26 protein-coding genes are annotated in these 23,303 nt (G+C 39.7%); 25 read left to right on the forward strand and 1 reads right to left on the reverse strand.

Features of this window, described 5'->3' with window-relative positions:
• Positions 1-45: 45 nt before the first annotated feature.
• The 20 genes from comFB to EV579_RS12150 all read left to right on the forward strand — a co-directional run bounded on the left by comFB (position 46) and on the right by EV579_RS12150 (position 17,591).
• Positions 46-339, forward strand: coding sequence for a late competence protein ComFB (comFB, locus tag EV579_RS12055; RefSeq protein ID WP_024423623.1), 294 nt, complete (start codon positions 46-48; stop codon positions 337-339).
• Positions 340-365: 26 nt separating this feature from the next.
• Entirely contained in the window at positions 366-1,022 is a 657-nt protein-coding gene (locus EV579_RS19070) for a ComF family protein (protein WP_243837412.1), read from the forward strand.
• 56 nt (positions 1,023-1,078) lie between these two features.
• Entirely contained in the window at positions 1,079-1,498 is a 420-nt protein-coding gene (locus tag EV579_RS12065) for a TIGR03826 family flagellar region protein (RefSeq protein WP_024423621.1), read from the forward strand.
• Between the two features lie 79 nt (positions 1,499-1,577).
• Positions 1,578-1,841: a flagellar biosynthesis anti-sigma factor FlgM gene (gene flgM, locus EV579_RS12070; protein WP_024423620.1), complete on the forward strand. Its 264-nt coding sequence runs from the start codon at positions 1,578-1,580 to the stop codon at positions 1,839-1,841.
• Between the two features lie 18 nt (positions 1,842-1,859).
• Positions 1,860-2,342: a flagellar protein FlgN gene (locus EV579_RS12075; RefSeq protein WP_024423619.1), complete on the forward strand. Its 483-nt coding sequence runs from the start codon at positions 1,860-1,862 to the stop codon at positions 2,340-2,342.
• A gap of 15 nt (positions 2,343-2,357) precedes the next feature.
• Entirely contained in the window at positions 2,358-3,878 is a 1,521-nt protein-coding gene (flgK, locus tag EV579_RS12080; protein ID WP_024423618.1) for a flagellar hook-associated protein FlgK, read from the forward strand.
• A 9-nt stretch (positions 3,879-3,887) separates the two neighbouring features.
• Positions 3,888-4,796 carry a flagellar hook-associated protein FlgL gene (gene flgL, locus EV579_RS12085; protein ID WP_024423617.1) on the forward strand — a complete coding sequence of 303 codons (909 nt, stop codon included), beginning with the start codon at positions 3,888-3,890 and terminating at the stop codon, positions 4,794-4,796.
• A 46-nt stretch (positions 4,797-4,842) separates the two neighbouring features.
• Complete coding sequence (locus EV579_RS12090; RefSeq protein ID WP_024426253.1) at positions 4,843-5,421, forward strand: DUF6470 family protein; 579 nt, start codon at positions 4,843-4,845, stop codon at positions 5,419-5,421.
• Positions 5,422-5,449: 28 nt separating this feature from the next.
• A complete protein-coding gene (gene fliW / locus EV579_RS12095; protein ID WP_024423615.1) occupies positions 5,450-5,884 on the forward strand; it encodes a flagellar assembly protein FliW in 435 nt (144 codons plus the stop codon).
• On the forward strand, positions 5,878-6,102 hold the full coding sequence (gene csrA, locus EV579_RS12100) for a carbon storage regulator CsrA (protein WP_008360181.1): 225 nt from the start codon (positions 5,878-5,880) through the stop codon (positions 6,100-6,102). Before fliW ends, csrA begins: the two co-directional genes overlap by 7 nt.
• Before the next feature lie 161 nt (positions 6,103-6,263).
• Complete coding sequence (flaG, locus tag EV579_RS12105; RefSeq protein WP_024426252.1) at positions 6,264-6,605, forward strand: flagellar protein FlaG; 342 nt, start codon at positions 6,264-6,266, stop codon at positions 6,603-6,605.
• A 20-nt stretch (positions 6,606-6,625) separates the two neighbouring features.
• Positions 6,626-8,155 carry a flagellar hook-associated protein 2 gene (locus tag EV579_RS12110; protein ID WP_133744510.1) on the forward strand — a complete coding sequence of 510 codons (1,530 nt, stop codon included), beginning with the start codon at positions 6,626-6,628 and terminating at the stop codon, positions 8,153-8,155.
• Positions 8,156-8,172: 17 nt separating this feature from the next.
• Positions 8,173-8,577: a flagellar export chaperone FliS gene (gene fliS, locus EV579_RS12115; protein WP_024423612.1), complete on the forward strand. Its 405-nt coding sequence runs from the start codon at positions 8,173-8,175 to the stop codon at positions 8,575-8,577.
• Positions 8,574-8,915: a flagellar protein FliT gene (gene fliT / locus EV579_RS12120; protein WP_133744511.1), complete on the forward strand. Its 342-nt coding sequence runs from the start codon at positions 8,574-8,576 to the stop codon at positions 8,913-8,915. The genes fliS and fliT overlap by 4 nt, the downstream gene beginning before the upstream one ends.
• 13 nt (positions 8,916-8,928) lie before the next feature.
• A complete protein-coding gene (locus EV579_RS12125; RefSeq protein ID WP_024426250.1) occupies positions 8,929-9,309 on the forward strand; it encodes a DUF8042 domain-containing protein in 381 nt (126 codons plus the stop codon).
• A 33-nt stretch (positions 9,310-9,342) separates the two neighbouring features.
• The gene (locus EV579_RS12130; RefSeq protein WP_133744512.1) at positions 9,343-11,028 is read left to right on the forward strand and encodes a methyl-accepting chemotaxis protein; all 1,686 of its coding nucleotides are present in this window, start codon (positions 9,343-9,345) and stop codon (positions 11,026-11,028) included.
• Between the two features lie 188 nt (positions 11,029-11,216).
• On the forward strand, positions 11,217-11,780 hold the full coding sequence (gene hpf / locus EV579_RS12135; RefSeq protein ID WP_024423608.1) for a ribosome hibernation-promoting factor, HPF/YfiA family: 564 nt from the start codon (positions 11,217-11,219) through the stop codon (positions 11,778-11,780).
• Between the two features lie 198 nt (positions 11,781-11,978).
• Positions 11,979-14,504 (forward strand): preprotein translocase subunit SecA, encoded by a 2,526-nt coding sequence (secA, locus tag EV579_RS12140; protein ID WP_024423607.1) that lies wholly within the window; start codon positions 11,979-11,981, stop codon positions 14,502-14,504.
• 67 nt (positions 14,505-14,571) lie between these two features.
• Positions 14,572-15,673 (forward strand): peptide chain release factor 2 gene (gene prfB / locus EV579_RS12145; RefSeq protein WP_133744513.1). Its coding sequence is split into 2 segments (ribosomal slippage): positions 14,572-14,643 and positions 14,645-15,673, totalling 1,101 coding nucleotides; the frame shifts between segments, so codons are not numbered across the junction.
• A gap of 124 nt (positions 15,674-15,797) precedes the next feature.
• Positions 15,798-17,591, forward strand: coding sequence for a M3 family oligoendopeptidase (locus EV579_RS12150; RefSeq protein ID WP_133744514.1), 1,794 nt, complete (start codon positions 15,798-15,800; stop codon positions 17,589-17,591).
• 216 nt (positions 17,592-17,807) lie between these two features.
• Here EV579_RS12150 and EV579_RS12155 read toward each other — a convergent pair whose 3' ends face one another.
• Positions 17,808-18,542, reverse strand: a complete 735-nt coding sequence (locus EV579_RS12155) for an alpha/beta family hydrolase (RefSeq protein WP_024423604.1) — start codon at positions 18,540-18,542, stop codon at positions 17,808-17,810.
• A gap of 189 nt (positions 18,543-18,731) precedes the next feature.
• Here EV579_RS12155 and EV579_RS12160 point away from each other — a divergent pair, with 189 nt between their 5' ends.
• From EV579_RS12160 to EV579_RS12180, 5 genes are all read left to right on the forward strand, one after another.
• Positions 18,732-19,580: a YitT family protein gene (locus EV579_RS12160; RefSeq protein ID WP_024423603.1), complete on the forward strand. Its 849-nt coding sequence runs from the start codon at positions 18,732-18,734 to the stop codon at positions 19,578-19,580.
• Positions 19,581-19,628: 48 nt separating this feature from the next.
• Positions 19,629-19,958: a cytochrome c551 gene (gene cccB, locus EV579_RS12165; protein ID WP_044335558.1), complete on the forward strand. Its 330-nt coding sequence runs from the start codon at positions 19,629-19,631 to the stop codon at positions 19,956-19,958.
• A 384-nt stretch (positions 19,959-20,342) separates the two neighbouring features.
• A complete protein-coding gene (gene ftsE, locus EV579_RS12170) occupies positions 20,343-21,029 on the forward strand; it encodes a cell division ATP-binding protein FtsE (RefSeq protein ID WP_024423601.1) in 687 nt (228 codons plus the stop codon).
• A complete protein-coding gene (gene ftsX, locus EV579_RS12175; protein WP_024423600.1) occupies positions 21,022-21,912 on the forward strand; it encodes a permease-like cell division protein FtsX in 891 nt (296 codons plus the stop codon). The genes ftsE and ftsX overlap by 8 nt, the downstream gene beginning before the upstream one ends.
• 110 nt (positions 21,913-22,022) lie before the next feature.
• A complete protein-coding gene (locus EV579_RS12180) occupies positions 22,023-23,285 on the forward strand; it encodes a murein hydrolase activator EnvC family protein (RefSeq protein ID WP_034623763.1) in 1,263 nt (420 codons plus the stop codon).
• The last annotated feature ends 18 nt before the right edge of the window (positions 23,286-23,303 follow it).

Raw genomic sequence — 23,303 nt, forward strand, 5'->3', positions numbered from 1 at the left:
ATGGTACATTATATTCACAATACACAAATGGCAGGAGAGACAAATATGCTACTCAATGCAAAAGAAATACTACTCAAGGAAATTCTCAATCAATATCTCAACCAATTAAACATGATTTGTCATTGTGAAAAGTGTATGGAAGATGTATTAGCGATTTCACTGAATCAAGTGAAACCACAATATATAACAGATATCGATAAAATATCTTACAGTAAATCTGAGATGGTGGATAAACAGAAGAATACTGCGATGCTGGTCATTCTGACAGAAGCAGCTTCCAAGGTCTCTGCATTTCCAAGATGTGAAAATCGTCTGCTGCTGAACAAGGAAACCAATTGATTTGCCAAATTTGCGAGGGACATTTTGTGCCTGCTTTTACATGGAAATCATTCCTACTATTAAATGATGATCGCCTTTGTGTAGCATGTAAGAATCACTTAGTAAAGATTGAGCGTCCTATTTGTCCAACATGCGGAAGGGAGCAGTCAAATGACCAATTGTGCCAGGACTGTAACAGATGGAATGAACGCTCTGATTCTATTAAAATCCTTGTGAAAAATAGGTCAGTTTATACTTACAACGAGTTGATGAAAGATGTCCTTGCCCGCTTTAAATTTCGGGGTGATACGGCTTTAGCTGAGCTGTTTAAAAAAGATGTACAAGCAGCATTTAAACATTCCTTCTGCATAAAAGACCCATTGCTGATACCGATTCCTTTAAGTCATGAAAGACTAAAAGAAAGAGGATTTAATCAGTCCGTGATAATCGCTTCTTTGCTAGATAAGCCAATATTGCAGCCACTCGTGAAAATACATCAAAGTAAGCAGTCTAAAAAAAAGAAAAATGAACGCCTAGATCAAAAAGGATTGTTTCAAATAAAGCAAACAGATGCGATTGTTCAAAGGGATATTATATTAGTTGATGATATCTATACAACGGGAGCAACCATCTATGATGCGGCAAGAATTTTGAAAGACGCAGGTGCTAAAAGTGTTTCTTCTTTTACGTTGATACGTAGTTAAAAATCATGATAATTAACCGATAATAAGAAAAGAAAATAACGTAAGGGGTTTTGGTTATGAATCAATTGGCAAACTGTCCACAATGTAATCAGCTATTTTTAAAAACCACCATCCAAACGGTTTGTAACAAATGCTTTGAAGAAGAAGAACGTTCTTTTGATATCGTATATAAATTCTTGAGAAAACAAAGTAATAGACAATCAACCATCGCTGAAATAGTAGAAGCAACAGAAGTTGATGAAGAATTAATCTTGAAATTTATTCGTTTGAAAAGACTGCAAATTAGTCAATTTCCAAATATTAATTATCCTTGTGAAAGATGTGGCAAAGCGATCAGGAAAAACAAGCTATGCAGCCAATGTGAACAGGATATTCATTCGCAAATCAGCCAAATGAACCAAGAAGAGGAGCGTAAAAGGGAGATTGAATCTAGGAAAAAAGACACCTATTATGCCATTAATCCTAAAAACGACTGATTCCCTAAACTAAGTTGCAGTTTGGTCGATAAAATGGATAGAATCAAGACAGACTGTAACGGAAAGCGAGAGGAATCCCGTGAAAATTAATCGATATGGAACACAACCAGTAAATCCTTACAAGAAAACATATGAGAAACAAACGTTGCAATCGAATCAAGCTAAATCAACTGATAAAGTCGAAATTTCTAAAAAGGCAATCGAAATGCAAAAGGTGCCGAATATTATGAGAGAACGCCAAGATAAAATTGACCAAATTAAAAAAAGCATTGAAGCCGGAACATATCAAGTAGATACAAAAGGCATTGCAGATAAAATGCTGAATTTCTATAAACAACAATAACAAAAGGGAGCAGCGTGAATGTCAGTTAAAATAATTATTGAAGAACTGCATCGTCTCTATGGATTGCATGAACAGCTTTTAAAGTTGTCTAAGGATAAAACAGAAATGCTGAAAAGCAATGAGATTGATGCTCTTTCAGAGGTCCTGAATTTAGAGCAAAAGTATATTCAGGCCATTTCTCAATTAGAAGAAAAACGAATTGAAGCGACCGTTCAATTTTTACAAAGTGATCAATCACCAACCATCACTGCATGTATCGAAAAGGCTGAAGGTACAGATCAAGAAGAGCTCATTTCATTATATGAGAAACTAAATGACATCATGGTGGAACTAAAAGATGTAAATGAACTGAACAAGCAGCTTATTCAGCAGTCACTTCAATTTATTTCACTGACATTCGATCTCGTTAACCCTAATAAAGAAAATATGAATTACGGACAAAATGGTCTTGAGAGTTCAAAGCCTAAACAGCAAAGGGCTTTGTTTGATTCAAAGGCGTAAACAAGGAGGATACCAATGGGTTCTACATTCATGGGACTAGAAACGGCAAAAAGAGGAATCACAGCCCAGCGTGCAGGGCTTTATGTCACATCAAACAACGTCTCCAATGCAAATACGGAGGGCTACTCAAGACAAAGAGTGACCTTTAAAGCAGAAAATCCTTATCCAGTCATTTCGGTTTATGACGGCAAGACGTATGGCCAAATGGGGACTGGCGTACAAGTTGGAACGGTTGAAAGAATTCGAGACAGCTTTTTAGATCTACAATACAGAGATCATAATAATAACTTATCTTACTACTCAACGAAGTCAGATGCCCTTTCACAGATGGAAGGGGTTATGAATGATTTGACGGATGAAGGCTTGAACAGAGCTTTTGATAACCTATGGAAATCATTACAGGTCTTATCGGAATCAAAGAATGCTGATACGGCTTCTGCACGTACAGTTGTTAAAACAAGTGCACAGGCTTTAGTAGACCAATTCCGTCTGCTCAATTCCTCTTTAACAACGATACAAAAGAATTTGAAAACCGAACTCGATTCAACGGCCAAAGATGTAAACACTCTTTTATCTCAAATAGATGAAGTGAACAAACAGATTGCAGCAGTTGAGCCAAATGGATATCTTCCAAATGATCTTTATGATACACGTGATACTTTGGTCGATCAATTATCCTCACTTGTTGATATTAAGGTCAGTTACAATCCACCTGGCGGTAATGCGCTCAAAATTGCTGAAGGAACTGTCAACATCGACATTATCGGTGCAAATGGACAATCAGCTGGAAACATTTTGAATGGTATTACGAACGAAAAGTCTGAACTGCAAATCTCTTATGATAATACAACGGGACTTGTTAACTCACTTCAATTCGGAACAACAACCATTGCAGCGGATCAATTACAAGTGAATGGTAAAGTAAAAGCACTTGTTGAGGCTTATGGCTACATGTCAAACGGTGCTGAAAAAGGCATGTATCCAGATATGCTTGCAGAGCTGGATGAAGTAGCAAAAGTATTCATGGATACATTTAACGATGTACATAAGCAGGGGTACACGTTAAATGGTGCAAGTGGACAAGACTTTTTTGATATCGAAAATAACAATGAGTTGAATAAAGGTTTGGCAGCTCGTATTAAAGTGAGCGATGTCATTTTAGCATCAACAGATAATATTGCTGCATCTCTCAATCAAACACAAGGTGACGGTTCGAATGCTACGAAATTAGCTAATATACAAGACTTAAAGTTACCAATCGGCGGCAATACAACGACAATTCAGGATTATTACCAAAATGTTATTGCTGAGATGGGGGTACAAGGGAAAAAGAACATGACGCTTGAAAGCAGTTCAGCTGCTCTTGTCAATTCAGCCAATGAACGTAGAATGTCGACTAGCGCTGTCTCCATTGATGAAGAAATGACGAATATGATCCAATTCCAGCATGCATATAATGCGGCTGCGAGAATTATGACATTACAAGATGAAGTATTGGATAAGGTCATAAACGGCATGGGTGTCGTAGGAAGGTAGGGATAACGGATGCGAGTCACACAAGGTATGATTTCTCAAAACTCACTTCGAAATATTAGTAAAAGTTATGAAAAACTTTCTAAAATTAATGAACAGGCACAAACAGGCAAACGCTTTACGAAAACGTCTGATGATCCTGTTGCAGCCGTAAAAAGCCTTCAATATAGTACTGCCTTGTTTCGAAATGAACAATATAAAAATAACTTAAATGAAGCACAAAACTGGATTGATACATCTGAAACAAGTGTCACTGAAATCATTGATATTATGTCAAATATACGAGATAAAGTGCTTGATGCGGCAAATGGAACAAAGCAGCCCGAAGATTTAGCAGCTATCGGAGTGGAAATTGGCCAGATGAAGAATCAAATCATTGATGCAATGAACACTCAAATGCTAGGTAAGTTCGTATTTAATGGGACAAATACAAATGTTAAACCAGTTGTTGAGAATGCAGACGGAACGTATACATTTAACTTCGAAAATTATACAGATGCGAATGCTGTTCAAGCGAATATTTCTGATGGTATCACTTTAAATGTAAACTCAAATCCAATCTCAGCGTTTGGCGGACAGGCTAACGGTCAAAATGTCATTGAAATGCTGACTGATTTAGAAAACTCATTGAAAAATGGAACGTTTGCGAATTCTGATGATGCACTAGGAAGTATCGATCAGTTCAAAGAAGTGATGAGTGCTGAGCGATCCGATCTAGGAGCGCGTTCGAATCGTGTTGACTTAGTAGGCAGTCGTTTGACTTCACAATACCAAGTACTGAAAAATGCTAAATCAGATAATGAAGATGTTGAAAGTGAAAAGGCAATTCTTGATCTTCTTCAACAAGAGACAGTGAATAGAGCTGCTTTAGCGACAACAGCTAAAGTCATTCAGCCATCCCTTGTAGATTTCTTAAGATAATAAAAAGCATCCGATGGGTGCTTTTTTGCATCATGGAGGTGAACATATGCAAATCCCTAGATTGTTAATGCAGCAAACCTATGCAAAGCTTCAAATGTCGACAACTCCTTCTCGGCAAGAAGTAGAGCAGCCACAAGCTGATCTTGAGATTCAGCAGCCACGAGCTGTAATGAATATCAAAAGGACACCGTCGAAATTAACCATTGATCAAACCGAGGCGTTTGCCGATATGGACATCAAGTCAATTTTTAGACGTTCTGAGGAATGGGCAGCTGAGGGGAAGCGTGCTGTTGGAGAAGGAATGGGTCGCAGAGCGGAAGAAGGAAGTGAACTCATCAAGATCGAGAATGGTGGGAATGCGATTGCTGAGTTTGCCAAAATCAATGGCAGTCCCCCAGCAAAACAATTTACCATTGGTGTGATACCTTCATTCTTTAGTGTGAAAATTCACTATCAGCCTTCTGAGCTTCAAATTGATGTGGAGCCGCAAAAAGCTATCATAGAGGCCACACCTCATAAACCAATCGTTAACTACCAGCCAGGTAAGGTCAATATTGATATGTTACAATATCCAGAATTAAAAATAGAAGTTGACGAAACGGGCCAAAATGGTGATAAGGTATAGTTAAGAAAAACGAAAAAGGTCGTGAATTATGATCATTCAAACAAAATACCATGGTGAAGTGACAATCAAAGAGGAGCAAATCATTCACTTCTCTAACGGGATACCAGGATTTCTGGATCAAAAACAGTTTGTCATTTTGCCTTTATCAGAAGAGTCTCCATTTTTAGTTCTTCAATCATTAAATAACTCGGCATTAGGTTTTATCGTCAGTAGCCCGTTTTTATTCTTCAATCAATACGAATTTGATTTAGACGAAACGGTTGTAGACATTCTGGAAGTAGAAGATGCCAATGATGTGGAAGTAATGGTTATTTTAACAATGGAATCTTCTATTGAAAAAACAACAGCCAATTTAAGAGCGCCTATTATTGTGAACCGGAAAAACATGAAAGCCAAGCAGGTGATTTTGCATGATTCAGCCTATCATACAAAACATTTGTTAGAGGTGGCATCCTCATGTTAGTGCTGTCTCGTAAATTAAACCAGTCGATTCAAATAGGCGATGATATTGAAGTCAAGATTATTTCAATCGAAGGCGATCAAGTGAAAGTCGGGATTGAGGCTCCTAAGCACATCGATATTCACAGGAAAGAAGTGTACCTGTCTATTCAAGAAGAGAACAATCGTGCAGCGAGTTTATCCTTAGATCTTCTCTCTCAATTATCCTCACAAAAAAAGTGAGGATTTTTTTATCGCATTCAGCTGTCCTTCTCCGTGTGAAAGCGTTTCGATACAAATGTTCATGATCTATAGGAAACTTTAACAAATCGGTCCATCTATATTTAATTTACAAATTCAAAGCCGATATAAAAGATAGATTAAAGCACAGGAGCTGAATAACTATGTCTGTTGGTAAGTTGACATCATTAGAGCCAATTATCGATGCATTTCAAACCCGTGTTTCTAATAACCAGAATGACAATGTAAACTCTGACTCACAAGCAAATGGCAGGACTGTTTCAAAAGAAGAAATTGAAAAAACGCTTCAAGGCGCAAACAAGCTGATTGAACCTACTCAATTTCATCTTCAATTCGAATTACATGAAAAACTCAATGAATATTATGTCAAAGTCGTAGATAACCAAACAGAAGAAGTGATTAGAGAAATTCCTTCCAAGGAATGGCTTGATTTCTATGCAGCAATGACAGAAATTGTCGGTCTATTTGTAGATAAAAGAATGTAAATGAAGGGAGAACATAAATAATGGTCAATCGTATTACTGGATTTTCAAATGTGTTCGATATTGATGAAATCGTATCAAAGCTGATGAAAACGGAGCAAGCACCACTTGATACAATGACGCGTCAGAAACAAACACTTGAATGGCAAAGAGACAGCTATCGCGAGGTTAACTCGAAAATTAAAGAATTAGATGATTTGATCAACAGTTTAAACTTAACGCGTCCAAGTACATATGGCGCCAAAAAGGTGACAAGCTCTAATGAATCTGCTGTCACAGCAACTGGATCAACAAATGCGACCTCTGGCTCTATTCATGTCACTCAACTAGCGACAGCTTCTGTCTTCAAATCCTCTGGTACATCTGGATTTACACCAGCAAATGGCACGTTTACGTTTGAAGTGACGACACCAGATTCAACAAAACCGAAAATGGTGACGATCAATACCTCTGATTCCGATACAATCGATGACATCGTGAAAAAGCTAAACAACGCTCAATTAGGTGTGACGGCTTACAAAGGCCAAATCTCTGATGGCACTAACTACGTGGATACAATTGCTCTTACTTCTCGGACAACGGGTGAAGGCGTCAGTATTAAAGCAGCTGATGGCAATTCGGCTTCATTTTTAACGCAATTAGGCTTCCAAGTAGATGGAGATAACAAATTAGTTGCGACTACTCAAGGACAGAAGGCGCAATACGAGATTAATGGTCTGAAAATGGAAAATAACAACAATACATTCACACAGGCTGATATTACGTACGAGCTTAAAGCAACAACGGATCAGCCCGTCAGCTTAAACGTTTCAACAGATGTGGATGCAATCTATGATAAAATTAAGCAATTTGTTGATAAATACAATGAGCTTGTTGAACAGATTAATGGTAAAGTCAATGAAAAGAAAAACAGAGACTATCATCCATTAACGGCTGAAGAGAAAAAAGCGATGTCTGAAAAAGAAATAGAGCTATGGGAAACGACCGCGAAGTCTGGCTTGCTGAGAAGTGATTCCATTTTACGATCTGGTGCCTCTAAAATAAGAAGTGATTTGTATGCTAATATTACGACAAGTGATGGGAATAAAATTCAACTCACACAAATCGGTATTTCGACATCATCCAGCTATAAAGATGGCGGAAAGCTTGAATTTATTAAGGATAGTAATGGAGTAGAGAAATTAAAGAAAGCCATTGAAGAAGACCCGGAGAAGGTCAGACAAATGTTTATATCGGGTAGTTTAAATGTGGATTCAAAGGATAAAGACAAAGCGCAGCAGCAATATCAAGAACAAGGAATTATCTATCGTGTCAAAAATTCCTTATCTGCCTTCACGAAGAGCATTCAAAAAAAGGCTGGCAGCACAACTATGGAATTAAAGGAATACGGACTTGGTAAGGACCTTGACTCTTTGACCAAACGAATGAGTACGTTCCAAGACCGTTTGAAGATGGTTGAAGCCCGTTACTATACGAAGTTTAACGCCATGGATAGTGCAATTCAAAAGCTAAACAACCAATCTGGCTACCTTTCTCAACTGCTTGGACAATAATTGGAGGTTTATAACATATGGCAATACAGAACCCTTATGCCGCCTATCAGAAAAATTCTATTGAGACCGCAACACCTGCCGAGTTGACGCTTATGCTTTATGAAGGCTGCTTAAAGTTCATCAGAATAGCGAAGCATGCCATTCAAAAAGAAGATGCAGAAACGAGAAACTTGAACCTAAAAAAGGCTCAAAACATCATTCAAGAATTAAATGTCACCTTAAATCGTTCCTATGACGTATCAAAGAGTATGGCAAGTATGTATGATTACATTTATCGCAGACTGATAGAAGCCAATCTTCAAAATGACGAAGAGATTTTGAATGAAGTAGAAGAGTACGTAACTGACTTCCGTGATGCGTGGAAGGAAGTCATTCAAACCGATCGTAAAGGCCGTCACCACTCTATCGGGGGTTCTCTATGAGTATTGTGGACCAGCTGCATGATCAAACATTAAAAATGGCAGCCGAAATAGCGGAAAATCCGCAAAGTGAGACACTTGTTGAAGACTTTGATGCCTTTTTAATTGAGAGAGACGAATTAATGAGAGAAATACAGCATGAATTGACGGATCAAGAAAAAGAGAAAATTCGAGAAATCATCCAAACAGATCAACAGATGGCGCAACAATTAACGGTTATCCAAAATGGGATAAAAGCAGATATTCAAGCCATTCAAAAAAAGAAAACAAAACAGCTGAATTATCAAAATCCATACCAGCCCATAACGAGTGACGGCGTATACTACGATAAACGGAAATAAATAGGTGAGACCTGTGGCGTATCGTTCAAATGACTATATTTTATTAACCACATATTATGAACTTCTATACACGATAGAAGAGAGTCTAAACTATTTAGATGAAATTGAGAAGGATTTTGACAAAACAGAAGGGGATCGGATCTTTAATGATCTGATCCATGCCTTCTTTCATTTAGACACAACACATCCTCTTCTGCTTTCAATTATTGAAAATGAACACTTTGCCAAAACGATTCGTTCGTTTGATCAAATATTTTTAAGTTTTGATATACTAGCTTTCTATACATTCCCTTCAAATCACTTCCAATCATTCCTGAAAACATACTTTATACCTGAATATAGAAAGTGGATGGATGAAATACATGCCTGTATGAGGCCGTATGTCATTCATTAATTTTTGTCCAATTCAGACCATTCGGAGGAAATTATGAGACTAAAAAATCAATTTTTATTTGGGCTTATTGTCATATGTGTATTGTTTGTCAGTATGTTAGGATTCTCAAGCTTTCTCTATTACAAAACAGATCAATCCTATAAAGCGCTATTAAGCAAGGAAGTGAAGCTTTATCAGACCTCGCTGGAATTAGAAGCGCTTCTTCAAAAGCAGGAAGCACAGATTAAAACATATGTCGTCGTGCAAGATGCTGAAAATTTGCAGAAAATTGAGCAAACATATGAAGATATTAATAAGAAAACAGCAGAAGCTTCGAAAATGATTACGGTCAAACAAGCACAAAATCTATTAGATCAAATCTCAGAAAAAAATTATCTCTACTACACCTCAACAAATCGATTATTTAATTCATTAAATATGCAAAATCAAAAAGAATTCAACACCCGCCTCAGTCAAGAATTACAACCTATCGAACAAGAAATACATACCTTTACAAAAGAGTTCGCTCAAAATCAGCTAAAACAACGTGATCAAAAAATCAATCAGCTCAATCAAGATAGTAATCAATTATTGCTTACACTCATTTTGGTCAGTGCAGCGATTATTGTTGGCCTTTTGGTGATTGGGATCAGATTTGTTCATCGCATGACAAAACCAATTGTTTCTGTCACAAATGCCGCAAAAAGGATGGCAGATGGTGATCTAACCCTTGAAGAGATTGAAGTGACCTCTAAAAATGAGATTGGTCAACTCGGCACAGCCTTTAATCAAATGACGGCTCATTTGCGTCAGCTTATTTTGCAGGTGCAAAGCGGATCAAGACAGCTTGCTGATTCTGCTGCTCAATTTGAGGAAACCATCAGTCAAACGTTATCGGCTAGTGAGCAGACATCTAGCTCGATTGAACAGGTCAGTGAAGCTTCACGTGAACAATCAGATGCGGTCGGAAAAGTAGCATCCGCCATTCAGGAAGTGTCGACTGGCATGCAAAATGCAGCTGTACACACATCCGATGTTTCGGGTCACTCAATTTCAGTGACTGAAAAGGCTGAAGAGGGCGCGGCCCTTATTCAACAGTTTGTGAAACAAATGAGTTCTATAAAAGAGTCTGTGAATGAACACCATTCTACAATGACCCATGTGCAAGTGCAGTTTACAGGCATTCAAGATCTGTTAGGTCATATCCATGCCATTGCTGACCAGACGAATTTGCTTGCTTTAAACGCAGCTATAGAAGCAGCAAGGGCAGGAGAGCATGGAAGAGGCTTTGCAGTTGTAGCAGATGAAGTGAGAAAACTGGCAGAAGAATCTAGTCAGCTCACAGATCAAATTAGTCAATTACTCGAAAACGTGAACAAAGATACAGAAAAATCATCACAATCGATGACGAAGGTCGAGCGGGATGTAGCAGAGGGTGTAAAAGTATCACAATTATCTGAACAGAGCTTCCATGAAATCTTGGAATCTATTCGTGATATTTCAATGAAAGCAGAAGAGCTGTCAGCCACTGCAGAACAAATTTCTGCTAGTACAGAGGAAATTTCTCAAACAGTTGGTGTCATTGAAGAAGGTGCGAAACGAAACTCAGAAGAAACAGAGTACATGTCAGCTGCTGTTGAAGAATCATTAGCGGCCAATGAAGAGATGAAAGCCGCTGCGGAGGATTTAAAATCCTTATCTCAATCGCTGAAAACATCGATTTCATCTTTTACCATTTAATGTGCGCTGGTCTTTTTCAAGAATCAGCCGAATATATATTCATCACCTATCAAGCAACAGTTGAAGCACCGCAAAATTCGACAAATTTCAATAAATATTCACATTTTTTTTACGTTTGAGCAGGAGAAAAGGAGGGAAAAGTAGAAATAGGTTTACATATCCTTAATTTTAAAGGAGGCGTTCTTTACATGAATTACAATGTCAGAGGAGAAAACATCGACGTAACACCTGCACTAAGAGATCATGTCGAGAAAAAAATTGGAAAGCTGGAGCGTTATTTTGAGACAGATGTAGATGCTTCAGTCAACGTGAACTTGAAGTTTTACAACGATCAAGAATCTAAAGTTGAGGTTACCATTCCAATGACTGATCTAGCACTTCGAGCTGAGGTGCATAATGAGGATATGTACAATGCAGTAGACCTAGCAGCCAGTAAATTAGAACGTCAAATTAGAAAGCACAAAACAAAAGTAAACCGTAAATTCCGCGAGCAAGGTGCCAAAAAGCACTTATTTGCTGGAGGAAATGGTACGGCTGAAGTAGCAGTTCAAGATGACGAAGAGATTGATGAAACAGAAATCGTCAGACAAAAACGTTTCAACTTAAAGCCGATGGATAGTGAAGAGGCCATTCTCCAAATGAACATGTTAGGTCATAGTTTCTTCGTTTTCACAAATGCTGAGACAAATTTGACCAATGTGGTTTATCGCCGAAATGACGGTAAATATGGACTCATTGAGCCAAACGCTTAAATATCAGTGGATGCTGATTTAAAAACAACCTAAATAAAGTAAACCCGTTCCCTTCATTAGGGGCGGGTTTTTTGTGCGAAATTATGGCAAATTCTTTGGAAATGAAAGAAGGTATGGTATGATAAATGCAGGTAAATATGGACCTGTCAAACTTTTGGACATGCCGAAAAATTGCATGAAATAGAGGAGCGTTATTATATGCTTGGAATCTTAAACAAAGTGTTTGATCCTACGAAACGTACGATCAGCCGATATGAAAAAAAGGCAAATGAAATCGAAGCTCTCGCTCAAGATTTTGAAAAATTATCTGACGAGGCTTTACGAAATAAAACGATTGAATTTAAAGAAAAACTTGAAAAAGGACAATCCGTGGATGACTTGCTGGTTGAAGCATTTGCAACGGTTCGCGAAGCATCCCGCCGCGTAACAGGAATGTTCCCGTTTAAGGTGCAGCTCATGGGGGGCATCGCGCTTCACGAAGGTAACATCGCTGAGATGAAAACAGGTGAAGGTAAAACATTGACATCAACAATGCCTGTTTATTTAAATGCTCTTTCTGGAAAAGGCGTCCACATCGTGACAGTCAACGAATACTTGGCAAGCCGTGATGCGCAGGAAATGGGCAAAATTTTTGAGTTTCTTGGTTTAACAGTCGGCTTAAACTTAAACAGCTTAGACAAAGATGAAAAAAGAGAAGCGTACGCCGCTGATATCACGTATTCAACAAACAATGAACTCGGCTTTGACTATTTACGAGATAACATGGTGCTTTACAAAGAGCAAATGGTTCAGAGACCGCTTCATTATGCCGTGATCGATGAGGTTGACTCCATTTTAATTGATGAAGCGAGAACACCTCTTATTATTTCAGGACAAGCTGCGAAATCAACAAAGCTTTATGTACAAGCCAATGCATTTGTCCGCACATTAAAAATCGAAGATGATTTCACGTATGATATTAAAACAAAAAGTGTGCAGCTGACTGAAAGCGGAATGACGAAGGCGGAAAAAGCATTTGGCATTGAGAACCTGTTTGATGTCAAACATGTCGCGCTGAACCATCATATCGCTCAGGCGCTGAAGGCACATGTTGCGATGCAAAAAGACGTGGATTATGTGGTAGAAGAAGGCCAAGTAGTCATCGTTGACTCCTTCACAGGACGTTTAATGAAAGGACGCCGTTATAGTGAAGGTCTGCATCAAGCCATCGAGGCAAAAGAAGGTCTTGAAGTGCAGAACGAAAGCATGACACTGGCAACAATTACGTTCCAGAACTACTTCCGTATGTATGAAAAATTATCTGGTATGACTGGTACAGCAAAAACGGAAGAAGAAGAATTCCGTAACATTTACAACATGCAGGTTGTGTCAATCCCGACCAACCAACCAGTGGTTCGTGATGACAGACCTGATTTAATTTACCGCACAATGGATGGTAAATTTAAAGCAGTGGCTGAGGATGTTGCGCAGCGCTATATGACAGGGCAGCCAGTTCTTGTCGGAACAGTAGCAGTTGAGACATCTGAGCTTATTTCTAAGCTGCTTAAAAATAAAGGCATTCCTCATCAAGTGTTAAACGCAAAAAACCATGAGCGTGAAGCACAAATTATTGAAGAGGCTGGTCAAAAAGGTGCTGTGACCATTGCAACAAACATGGCAGGACGTGGTACAGACATCAAGCTTGGCGAAGGTGTAAAAGAACTTGGTGGTCTGGCTGTTATCGGGACAGAGCGTCATGAATCCCGTCGTATTGATAACCAGCTTCGCGGACGTTCTGGACGTCAAGGAGACCCAGGGATTACCCAATTCTATCTCTCCATGGAAGATGAATTGATGCGCCGATTTGGTGCAGAGCGGACGATGGCGATGCTTGACCGCTTTGGCATGGATGACTCTACACCAATCCAAAGTAAAATGGTGTCTAAAGCCGTTGAATCATCTCAAAAACGTGTAGAGGGGAACAACTTTGATTCCCGTAAGCAGCTTCTGCAATACGACGATGTGCTTCGTCAACAGCGTGAAGTAATCTACAAACAGCGTTTTGAAGTCATCGATTCTGACAACTTAAAATCAATTGTCATCAATATGATCCAATCTTCAATTGAGCGTGCTGTGGGATCTTATACGCCAAAAGAAGAGCTGCCTGAAGAATGGAAACTAGATGGTCTTGTTGAATTAATCAACACGAACTATTTAGACGAAGGTGCCATTACAGTCAAAGATATCTTCGGTAAAGAAGCAGATGAAATCACAAGCTTCATCATGGATCGTATTAAAGAAAAATACGATGCAAAAGAAGAAACATTTGGCGAAGAACAAATGCGTGAATTTGAAAAAGTCATCGTTCTTCGAGCGGTGGATTCGAAGTGGATGGACCATATCGATGCAATGGATCAGCTGCGTCAAGGTATTCATTTACGTGCGTACGCACAAACGAATCCGCTTCGTGAATACCAAATGGAAGGATTTGCGATGTTTGAGCATATGGTTGCTTCAATTGAAGATGACGTGGCCAAGTATGTCTTGAAATCAGAAATCCAAAACAACCTAGAACGTGAAGAAGTGGTTCAAGGTCAAACAACGGCTCATCAGCCGCAAGAGGGCGATGAGGAGAAGACAGTGAAGAAGAAGCCGGTACGTAAAGTCGTAGACATTGGACGAAACTCCCCATGTCACTGCGGAAGCGGCAAGAAATATAAAAATTGTCATGGGAAGACAGAATAAGTAATGGAAAGAGGTGAAAACCTCTTTCTATTCATGTCAGCCCCCATACATCTATGAGGTGAAGGATATGGAATTAGTAGAAATTAGACAAGAGCTTGAAAATATGGCTAGCAGGCTAGCTGATTTTAGGGGGTCTCTTTGACTTAGAAACAAAAGAGGCCAAAATCGCAGATCTTGAAGCGACGATGTCAGAGGCTGATTTTTGGAATGATCAGCAAAAGGCTCAAGGCGTTATCAATGAAGCCAATGCACTGAAGGATTCTGTGAATTCCTACCATGAGCTCAGTGAATCACATGAAGAGCTGCAAATGACGCATGACTTATTAAAGGAAGATTATGACGAGGAGCTTCATGCAGAGCTTGAAAAAGAGCTGAAGAACTTAACGAAGCAGTTTAACGAATTTGAGCTGCAGCTTCTCTTAAGCGAACCTTATGATAAAAACAATGCCATTCTGGAGCTTCACCCAGGTGCAGGCGGAACTGAATCACAGGACTGGGGTTCTATGCTTCTGCGAATGTATACTCGCTGGGCAGAGCGCAGAGGCTTTAAGGTCGAAACGCTTGATTACCTTCCAGGTGATGAGGCAGGAATTAAGTCTGTGACTTTGCTCATCAAAGGGCATAACGCGTACGGTTACTTAAAAGCTGAAAAAGGTGTCCATCGTTTGGTTCGTATTTCTCCTTTTGATTCTTCTGGCCGCAGACATACATCCTTCGTTTCCTGTGATGTCATGCCGGAATTCAATGAAGAAATTGATATTGATATTCGGACAGAGGATATCAAGGTAGATACGTATCGTGCAAGCGGTGCAGGCGGGCAGCACGTGAATACGACGGACTCTGCCGTTCGTATCACACATATTCCAACGAATGTCGTCGTGACGTGCCAAACAGAAAGATCACAAATTAAAAACAGAGAACGTGCGATGAAAATGCTGAAATCGAAACTTTATCAAAAACGGATCGAAGAACAGCAGGCAGAATTGGATGAAATCAGAGGAGAGCAGAAAGAAATTGGCTGGGGAAGCCAGATTCGCTCTTATGTATTCCACCCTTATTCTCTTGTGAAAGACCATCGAACCAATACGGAGATGGGAAATGTTCAAGCGGTGATGGATGGAGATTTAGATTCATTTATCGATGCATACCTACGTTCGAAATTATCATAAAAACTCGGCTTCTTGCCGGGTTTTTTTAATTGTGAGAAAATATAATGAATATAAAGGAATACATACGACATACTGATTCTATATCCTTTGTATGATGAAATTAGCAAATAAAGGGGGAAATATTTTGGGATTAACACCATTGCAAGAAACGTGGGATTTAGATACCTTTTTTAAAGGAGGCAGTTCTTCACCAGAATTTAAGACATACCTGCAAAATATTCAGCAGCTATTAGATGAATTACGACAAAAGGTGAATGCCTTTTCAAAAGAAGATACACACATTGAAAGCAAATTAACGTCTGTCCTTGACACGTATGAAACTACATATAAAAAATTATCTCAAGCAGGTTCATTTGTAACCTGCCTCCAAGCTCAAAATACGAAGGATATGAAAGCAGGCAGCCTTCGAGGTACGATTGCCAAGCTGGAAGCTGATTTAGGAACCATCCTTGCACTGTTTGATCAAGCGCTTGCTGCTATCCCAGCAAACAAGTGGGAAGAACTGATGAATTCAACAGCCTTTTCAGATGTCCGCTACATATTAAATGAGCGGAGAGACCGTGTGAAGGATCAATTACCTGTTGAACAAGAAACGCTGATTCAAAAGCTGGCTGTAGATGGGTACCATGCGTGGGATGAGCTTTATTCCAGCTTAGTGAATAAAATTACCATTCCGTTTGAACAGCATGGAGAAACACAGATGATCTCTGTAGGCCAAGCAGAAAATGCGATGGATGATTCAGATCGTGAAGTCAGAAAGGCCGTTTACCACAACCTAGAGCATGCATGGACGCAGGATGAACATTTATTTGCTAGTACGCTCAATCACCTTGCTGGTTTTCGTTTGCAAGTGTATGAAGCAAGAGGCTGGGAGCACATTTTAAAAGAGCCGCTAGAAATTTGCCGTATGAAACAAGAAACCCTTGATGCAATGTGGTCTGTGATTGATGAACATAAGCAGCCATTCATTGATTATTTACACCGAAAAGCTGACATGCTTGGAGTGGATAAGCTGAGCTGGTTCGATGTTGGGGCTCCTATCGGGAGTGAGACCAAAATCTATCCTTATCAAGAAGCAGCTGCTTTTATTGTGAAACATTTCGCTGGATTTGGAGAAGAGCTCGCTGCTTTTACAGAAAAAGCCTTTAATGAACGCTGGGTAGAAGCTGAGGACCGTCCAAACAAACGGGTAGGCGGCTTTTGCACAAATTTCCCTGACAGCGGAGAATCACGTATTTTTATGACTTTCTCAGGAAGTCCATCCAATGTGGCGACACTAGCGCATGAACTTGGTCATTCGTTCCATCAGGAAGTGATGCAGGATGTTCGCATTCTGAATCGCAAATACGCAATGAATGTAGCTGAAACAGCGTCGACCTTTGCAGAAATGATTGTAGCTGATGCTTCATTAAAAGAAGCGGCAAATGAAGAGGAGCGTCTCAGCCTGTTAGAGGATAAGCTGCAGCGCAGTGTAGCTTTCTTCATGAACATTCAATCTCGTTTCTTATTTGAACAGCGCTTTTATGAAGAGCGTAAACAAGGAGAAGTGCCGGCTGATCGGTTGAATGAATTGATGGTTGAAGCACAGAAGGAAGCGTTCGGTGACTCATTAGATGAATACCATCCACATTTCTGGGCGTCTAAGCTGCATTTTCATATCACGAATGTTCCATTTTATAATTTCCCATACACCTTTGGATACATGTTCTCGTTAGGAATTTATGCAAAAGCATTGCAGGCTGGTACATCTTTTGAAGAGAAATACATTGCATTATTAAAGGATACTGCTTCAATGACAGTAGAAGATTTAGCCAAAAAGCATCTAGGCGTTGACCTTACTCAAAAAGCATTTTGGGAAGAAGCCATTCGTTTGGCTGTAGCAGATGCTGAAGAATTTTTAGAAGTGACAAAAAAATAATAATGAAAAGCTCCCATTACGGGAGCTTTCAGACTGTTGACAAAGGGCTAAAATGATCTTTATTTTAGCTCTTTGTCTTCTTTTTTTCAGCGTGATAGAAAACCTTTGAAGTCTAGGAAGGACGAGCATTGGCGCGGAGCGAATCGAACATTCGTGAGCACCAACGCGCAGGACTGACAAAGAATGCGAGGGTTTGTCTACACGCTGAAGCTCCCATTACGGGAGCTTTTTTGCTGGCTTAAGCCAGTCAAGCATTGTCTGAATAAGATCATTTTGCTGCGACAGGGCTGGAATGTCCGCTGGCTGATCCCCTTTTTGTTTGCCGTACATGCCAAACTGCGCATGATTCCCGCCTTTTATTTCATGATAAACAGTTTGAGACGGCAGATTTGTTTTCGATTTCTTGATTTTCTCTTGTGTTGCCAGCCCATCCTTTTCACCTGAAATAGAAAGGATTTTCAATGAAGATTGTTTCAGATCATCTGATGCTGGATAAGATGCTAGGAAAAAGAGTCCATCGAGCTTGCTCTGATTTTTTTCTGCAAACATAGCGGCAGCTGCCCCGCCAAGTGAATGTCCGCCAATATACCAGTGTTTGATCGTTTGGTGATCTTTGATGATGTCCTGCGCTTTGTTTGGATTGAAAATCGCAAAGGAAAATGGCATGTCAGGGATAAAGACAGAGTAGCCTTTTTTCATCAGCGTATCCCCGATATAGGCATACGCAAGTGGTTCCACCTTTGCCCCAGGATAGAGAATGATGCCAGTATCACTTTTTGGTGCTTCAAATGTATAAACATTGTTTTTATGTTCCACTTGCTCAATGTTCACTTGTTTTTTTAATGCTTCTGATGGTCCATATGTAAAGCGGCTCCATGTATAGAAAGCACCAAAAGCTAAGATGATCAGTGCAAGTAATGTCATACCTGTTATCTTCAGTATTTTCTTCATCGCATGCCCCTTCTTTCTCATGTACATATTAAATATACCATCATTTACTCCTATGCCAACCGGTAAGTACGCTGATCCGTCTGTGTGATAAAGTATTAATCCATTAGCACTGCATTTGGCTGTTATTTACAATCGTTTTAAGAGGGCTTAAAATAGGTGTGCATTCAGAAGTAACGGAGGAAGAAAGACATGAAGCAGGAACATTCACAATTTTGGATCGAAGTGAAAAATTATTTGTTCATTTTAATCGGATCAGCCATCGTGGCGATTGGATTTAATACGTTATTATTACCGAATCAGATCGCAGCAGGCGGTGTGAGCGGCATTAGTACCATTATGCAGTCATTCGGCTTTGAAGCGGCTTATGTGCAATGGGGGCTCAATATTCCCCTGTTTATCGCTGGCTTTTATTTATTAGGCGGTACATTTGGAGTGAAAACACTCGTCGGCTCGATTTTTTTACCTTTCATGGTGTTTGTCACAAGACATATTGCACCTGTCACACATGAAGCACTGCTGGCGGCTATTTTTGGCGGTGTGGTCATTGGGATCGGAATAGGGCTCGTGTTCCTTGGGAATGGATCAACGGGTGGAACGGCACTCGCTGCCAAAATCATCAATAAGTACACAGGACTCACGCTAGGCACCTGTTTAGCGATGATGGATGGCTTGATTGTTCTGGCTGCGATGACGGTCTTTGGAATTGAAGAGGGGCTATACGCTGTCATTGGTGTGTTTATTTCTAGTAAAACGATTGATGTGGTACAGGCTGGCTTCAGTCATTCAAAAATGGCAATGATCATTACAGGGCATGAAGATGAGGTCAGACAGGCGGTTTTTGATCAAATTGACCGCGGTGTGACGAAGATCTCAGCAGTCGGAGGATATACCGATCATGACCGCCCAATTTTGATGTGTGTCGTTGGGCAGTCACAATTCACAAAGTTGAAACAAGTGGTGAAAGCAATCGATGCATCAGCATTTGTCATCGTGATGGATGCAAAAGAGGTGCTTGGTGAGGGTTTTAAAAGGGCATAAACAAGGATATAATAGCGTTGACCAAATGATTGTAAGGGAGGGAAATAGATGAAAAAAAGCGGATTAACGATGCTGTTTGCAGCGATGCTTCTTGTTCTCGCGGCTTGTGGAGGAAATTCAAGCAGCAGTGACAAAGAAGGCAGCAAAAGTGCTTCAACTGTGAGCAGTGGTGAGGAGATCTATCAGCAAAACTGTATTGGCTGTCATGGGAAAGACTTATCTGGCGGAGGCGGACCAAGCCTGAAAGAAGTAGGGAAGAAATATAATGAGAGCCAAATCGCAGATATTGCGCAAAACGGTAAAGGCTCTATGCCAAGTGGAATGGTAGATGAGAAGCAAGCAAAAGAAGTAGCAAAATGGCTTGCAGAGAAAAAATAAAACCTTTGTCTAATCGACAAGGTTTTTTTGTTTTTTTTATATGTAGAAAAAGACTTTTAGATAGTATGATAACGCATTATATTAAATTTTATTTAAAAAATAAGGGTATAAAGGCACGTTTTTCGGTTTTGATTATTCTATTTACCTTTTATTTATAAGTTTTGAAATATAAATGTAATACCATTGCGTCGATTCATGACGTATAATTGGAGTTGTTGAAAATGAGACGATTCAATTTTTTCATCTTTTTGGATGAAAAGGACATAAATTGTTAGTAAGTATCGAAGGGTATGTGCGTGACCATACATAACGTTTTTTGACGAGAAGTGTCAAAACATCATGATAAGCTGTTAGTCAGCGAATAAGAAAAGATTAGGTGATTACATGATTCAAATGAAGGAAGTCTACAAGATCTATCCTAATGGCGTAAAGGCGATCAATGGAATCAATGTCTCTATCCATCCAGGAGAGTTTGTGTATGTTGTTGGTCCCAGTGGTGCTGGTAAATCCACTTTCATCAAAATGATGTATCGTGAAGAGAAGCCAACCAAAGGGCAAATCTTAATTAATAACAAAGATTTAGGATCAATGAAGGAAAAAGAAATTCCTTACGTAAGAAGAGAAATTGGCGTAGTATTCCAAGATTTCAAGCTGCTTCCAACTCTTACTGTGTTTGAGAACGTAGCATTTGCTCTTGAAGTGATTGGTGAACAGCCTCATATCATTAAGAAAAAAGTGCTTGATGTTCTCGATCTGGTTCAGCTAAAGCACAGAGCGCGTCAATTTCCTGACCAGCTGTCCGGCGGTGAACAGCAGCGTGTGTCTATTGCCCGCTCGATTGTCAATAGCCCTGAGGTCGTCATTGCAGATGAGCCGACAGGAAACCTTGATCCAGACACTTCTTGGGAAATCATGAAGACGCTCGAAGAGATTAATAACCGCGGGACAACAGTGGTTATGGCGACACACAACAAAGAAATTGTAAACACCATGAAGAAACGCGTCATTGCAATCGAAGATGGAATGATTGTGCGTGACGAAGCAAGAGGGGAGTACGGAATTTATGATTAAAACTCTCTCGCGGCATTTACGTGAGAGCTTCCGTTCACTTGGAAGAAACACGTGGATGACATTTGCATCAATTAGTGCGGTTACTGTCACATTGATTTTAGTTGGGGTTTTCCTTGTGATTATGCTCAACTTGAATAACATGGCATCGAACGCTGAAAAAGAAGTAGAAGTAAAAGTATTAATCGAATTAACGGCGAATCAAAAGCAGCAGGATGAATTAAAAGCAGAAATTGAAAAGATTCCTGAAATCAGTGATGTGAAGTACTCATCTAAGGATGACGAACTGAAAGCACTGATTAAAAGCTTTGGAGAAAATGGACAATCCATGGGACTTGTTGATCAAGAAAATCCATTAAACGATGCGTTTATTGTGAAAACAACAGATCCTCACGATACACCAAAAGTAGCGAAGAAATTAGAAAAACTAAAGGGTACATATAAAGTAACCTATGGAAAAGAAGAGGTCAGCCGACTCTTTAATGTAGTCGGAGTAGCGCGTAATGTCGGTATTGTGCTCATTATTGGGCTGTTATTTACAGCTATGTTCTTAATCTCCAATACGATCAAAATTACGATTTTTGCTAGACGTAAAGAAATTGAGATTATGAAGCTGGTAGGTGCAACGAACTGGTTTATCCGCTGGCCATTCTTCATTGAAGGATTATTGCTTGGTGTATTTGGTTCCATTATACCAATTGCCCTATTGCTTGGCACGTATCAATATGCAGTAGGCTGGGTCGCACCGAGAGTACAAGGCTCATTTATTTCAATGCTTCCATACAACCCGTTTGTCTATCAAGTATCACTGATCCTGCTAGTGATCGGTGCAATCATTGGGGTATGGGGAAGCTTAACGTCTATCCGTAAATTCTTAAAAGTATAAATATATTTTGATGGCAGCATTCGAGGATTCTATAGAAGATGTGACCGGTTGATCTGATTCATCCGGTCGGCTCTTCATGTCGACAGTTGTCATGGGAGGGGAATATCGTTTTGAAAAGAAAGCTGATGATGGCTGGAATGGCAGCGTTTATTGGAACAACGTGGCTATACATTCCAGGTAACGAGAATCGTGCATTCGCATACGAAGACCTAGATCAAAAACGTCAACAAATCGAAGAGAAAACATCGAAGACTGAATCAAGCTTGAAGAAGAAGAAGTCAGAGCTGGCAAAGCTTGAAAAGAAAGAATCAAAGCTCAAGAAAGAAATTGAACAAATTGACCAAAAGGTAAGTACTGCAACTGAAAAAGTCGCTGAAAAAGAGAAAGAAGTTAAAAAAACGAAGCAAGAGATCAAGAAGCTAAAAAAAGACATTCAAGTCATCAATGAGCGAATTGAAAAAAGAAAAGCCATTTTCAAAGACCGAATTCGTTCCATGCAAAAAAGCGGCGGTACGATCAACTATTTAGATGTGCTGCTAGGTGCTCGCAGCTTTAGTGATTTTGTCGGTCGTGTTGGGGCTGTCACAACGATTGTCGAAGCAGACAAAGACATGATTACAGAACATGAAAATGATTTAAAGCTGGTGGAGCAAAAAGAAGCAGAGCTAAATAATCAGCTAAGCGGACTTGAAACATCTCTGAAAGAGCTAGAAGCACTGAAAAAAGATTTATCTAAGAAGCACAAAGAAAAAGAACACATTTTAGGTGATGTGACAGATAAAAAAAATCATGCACATGATGAACTAGGCAAGCTTGAGAATGAACAAGAAATCCTAGCGAATCAAAAAGCGGCAGTGAAATCTGAGGAAGCACACCGACAAAAAGAAGAAGCGGAGAAAGCAAAACAAGCAGCTGAAAAAAATGCACCTGCACCTCACAGCGGCGGCTCAGATCAAGTATCTGATACACCAGCAAGCAGCTCAGGCTTTATTAAACCAGCTGCTGGCCGATTCTCATCTGGTTTTGGCGGGCGTTCTGGCGGAAACCACTTCGGATTAGATATTGCAGCAAAGGGCACAGTTCCTGTCTATGCAGCAGCATCTGGAACCGTCACAAACTCAAGCTACTCATCGAGCTATGGAAATGTTGTGTTCATTACGCACAATATCAATGGACAGACATATCAAACTGTATACGCCCACCTGTCTACAAGAAGTGTGTCAACAGGACAGAGAGTTGAACAAGGACAATTCCTTGGCTATATGGGAAATACTGGCCAATCGCATGGTCAGCATCTTCATTTTGAAATTCATAAAGGATTATGGAATGGCGCAAAATCAAATGCAGTCAATCCAGCGCAATATATCCGCTAATCAAAAAGCCGATAACAT

This window comes from Bacillus sp. BK450 (assembly GCF_004364885.1).
Lineage (GTDB): Bacteria > Bacillota > Bacilli > Bacillales > Bacillaceae > Bacillus > Bacillus safensis.

Excerpts from the sequence above, each read along its gene's own strand:
- comFB (WP_024423623.1), top strand. The coding sequence starts at position 46 with ATGCTACTCAATGCAAAAGAAATACTACTCAAGGAAATTCTCAATCAA.
- EV579_RS12065 (WP_024423621.1), top strand. The coding sequence starts at position 1,079 with ATGAATCAATTGGCAAACTGTCCACAATGTAATCAGCTATTTTTAAAA.
- EV579_RS12075 (WP_024423619.1), top strand. The coding sequence starts at position 1,860 with ATGTCAGTTAAAATAATTATTGAAGAACTGCATCGTCTCTATGGATTG.
- flgK (WP_024423618.1), top strand. The coding sequence starts at position 2,358 with ATGGGTTCTACATTCATGGGACTAGAAACGGCAAAAAGAGGAATCACA.
- flgL (WP_024423617.1), top strand. The coding sequence starts at position 3,888 with ATGCGAGTCACACAAGGTATGATTTCTCAAAACTCACTTCGAAATATT.
- EV579_RS12090 (WP_024426253.1), top strand. The coding sequence starts at position 4,843 with ATGCAAATCCCTAGATTGTTAATGCAGCAAACCTATGCAAAGCTTCAA.
- fliW (WP_024423615.1), top strand. The coding sequence starts at position 5,450 with ATGATCATTCAAACAAAATACCATGGTGAAGTGACAATCAAAGAGGAG.
- csrA (WP_008360181.1), top strand. The coding sequence starts at position 5,878 with ATGTTAGTGCTGTCTCGTAAATTAAACCAGTCGATTCAAATAGGCGAT.
- flaG (WP_024426252.1), top strand. The coding sequence starts at position 6,264 with ATGTCTGTTGGTAAGTTGACATCATTAGAGCCAATTATCGATGCATTT.
- EV579_RS12110 (WP_133744510.1), top strand. The coding sequence starts at position 6,626 with ATGGTCAATCGTATTACTGGATTTTCAAATGTGTTCGATATTGATGAA.
- fliS (WP_024423612.1), top strand. The coding sequence starts at position 8,173 with ATGGCAATACAGAACCCTTATGCCGCCTATCAGAAAAATTCTATTGAG.
- fliT (WP_133744511.1), top strand. The coding sequence starts at position 8,574 with ATGAGTATTGTGGACCAGCTGCATGATCAAACATTAAAAATGGCAGCC.
- EV579_RS12130 (WP_133744512.1), top strand. The coding sequence starts at position 9,343 with ATGAGACTAAAAAATCAATTTTTATTTGGGCTTATTGTCATATGTGTA.
- hpf (WP_024423608.1), top strand. The coding sequence starts at position 11,217 with ATGAATTACAATGTCAGAGGAGAAAACATCGACGTAACACCTGCACTA.
- secA (WP_024423607.1), top strand. The coding sequence starts at position 11,979 with ATGCTTGGAATCTTAAACAAAGTGTTTGATCCTACGAAACGTACGATC.
- EV579_RS12155 (WP_024423604.1), bottom strand. The coding sequence starts at position 18,542 with ATGAAGAAAATACTGAAGATAACAGGTATGACATTACTTGCACTGATC.
- EV579_RS12160 (WP_024423603.1), top strand. The coding sequence starts at position 18,732 with ATGAAGCAGGAACATTCACAATTTTGGATCGAAGTGAAAAATTATTTG.
- cccB (WP_044335558.1), top strand. The coding sequence starts at position 19,629 with ATGAAAAAAAGCGGATTAACGATGCTGTTTGCAGCGATGCTTCTTGTT.
- ftsE (WP_024423601.1), top strand. The coding sequence starts at position 20,343 with ATGATTCAAATGAAGGAAGTCTACAAGATCTATCCTAATGGCGTAAAG.
- ftsX (WP_024423600.1), top strand. The coding sequence starts at position 21,022 with ATGATTAAAACTCTCTCGCGGCATTTACGTGAGAGCTTCCGTTCACTT.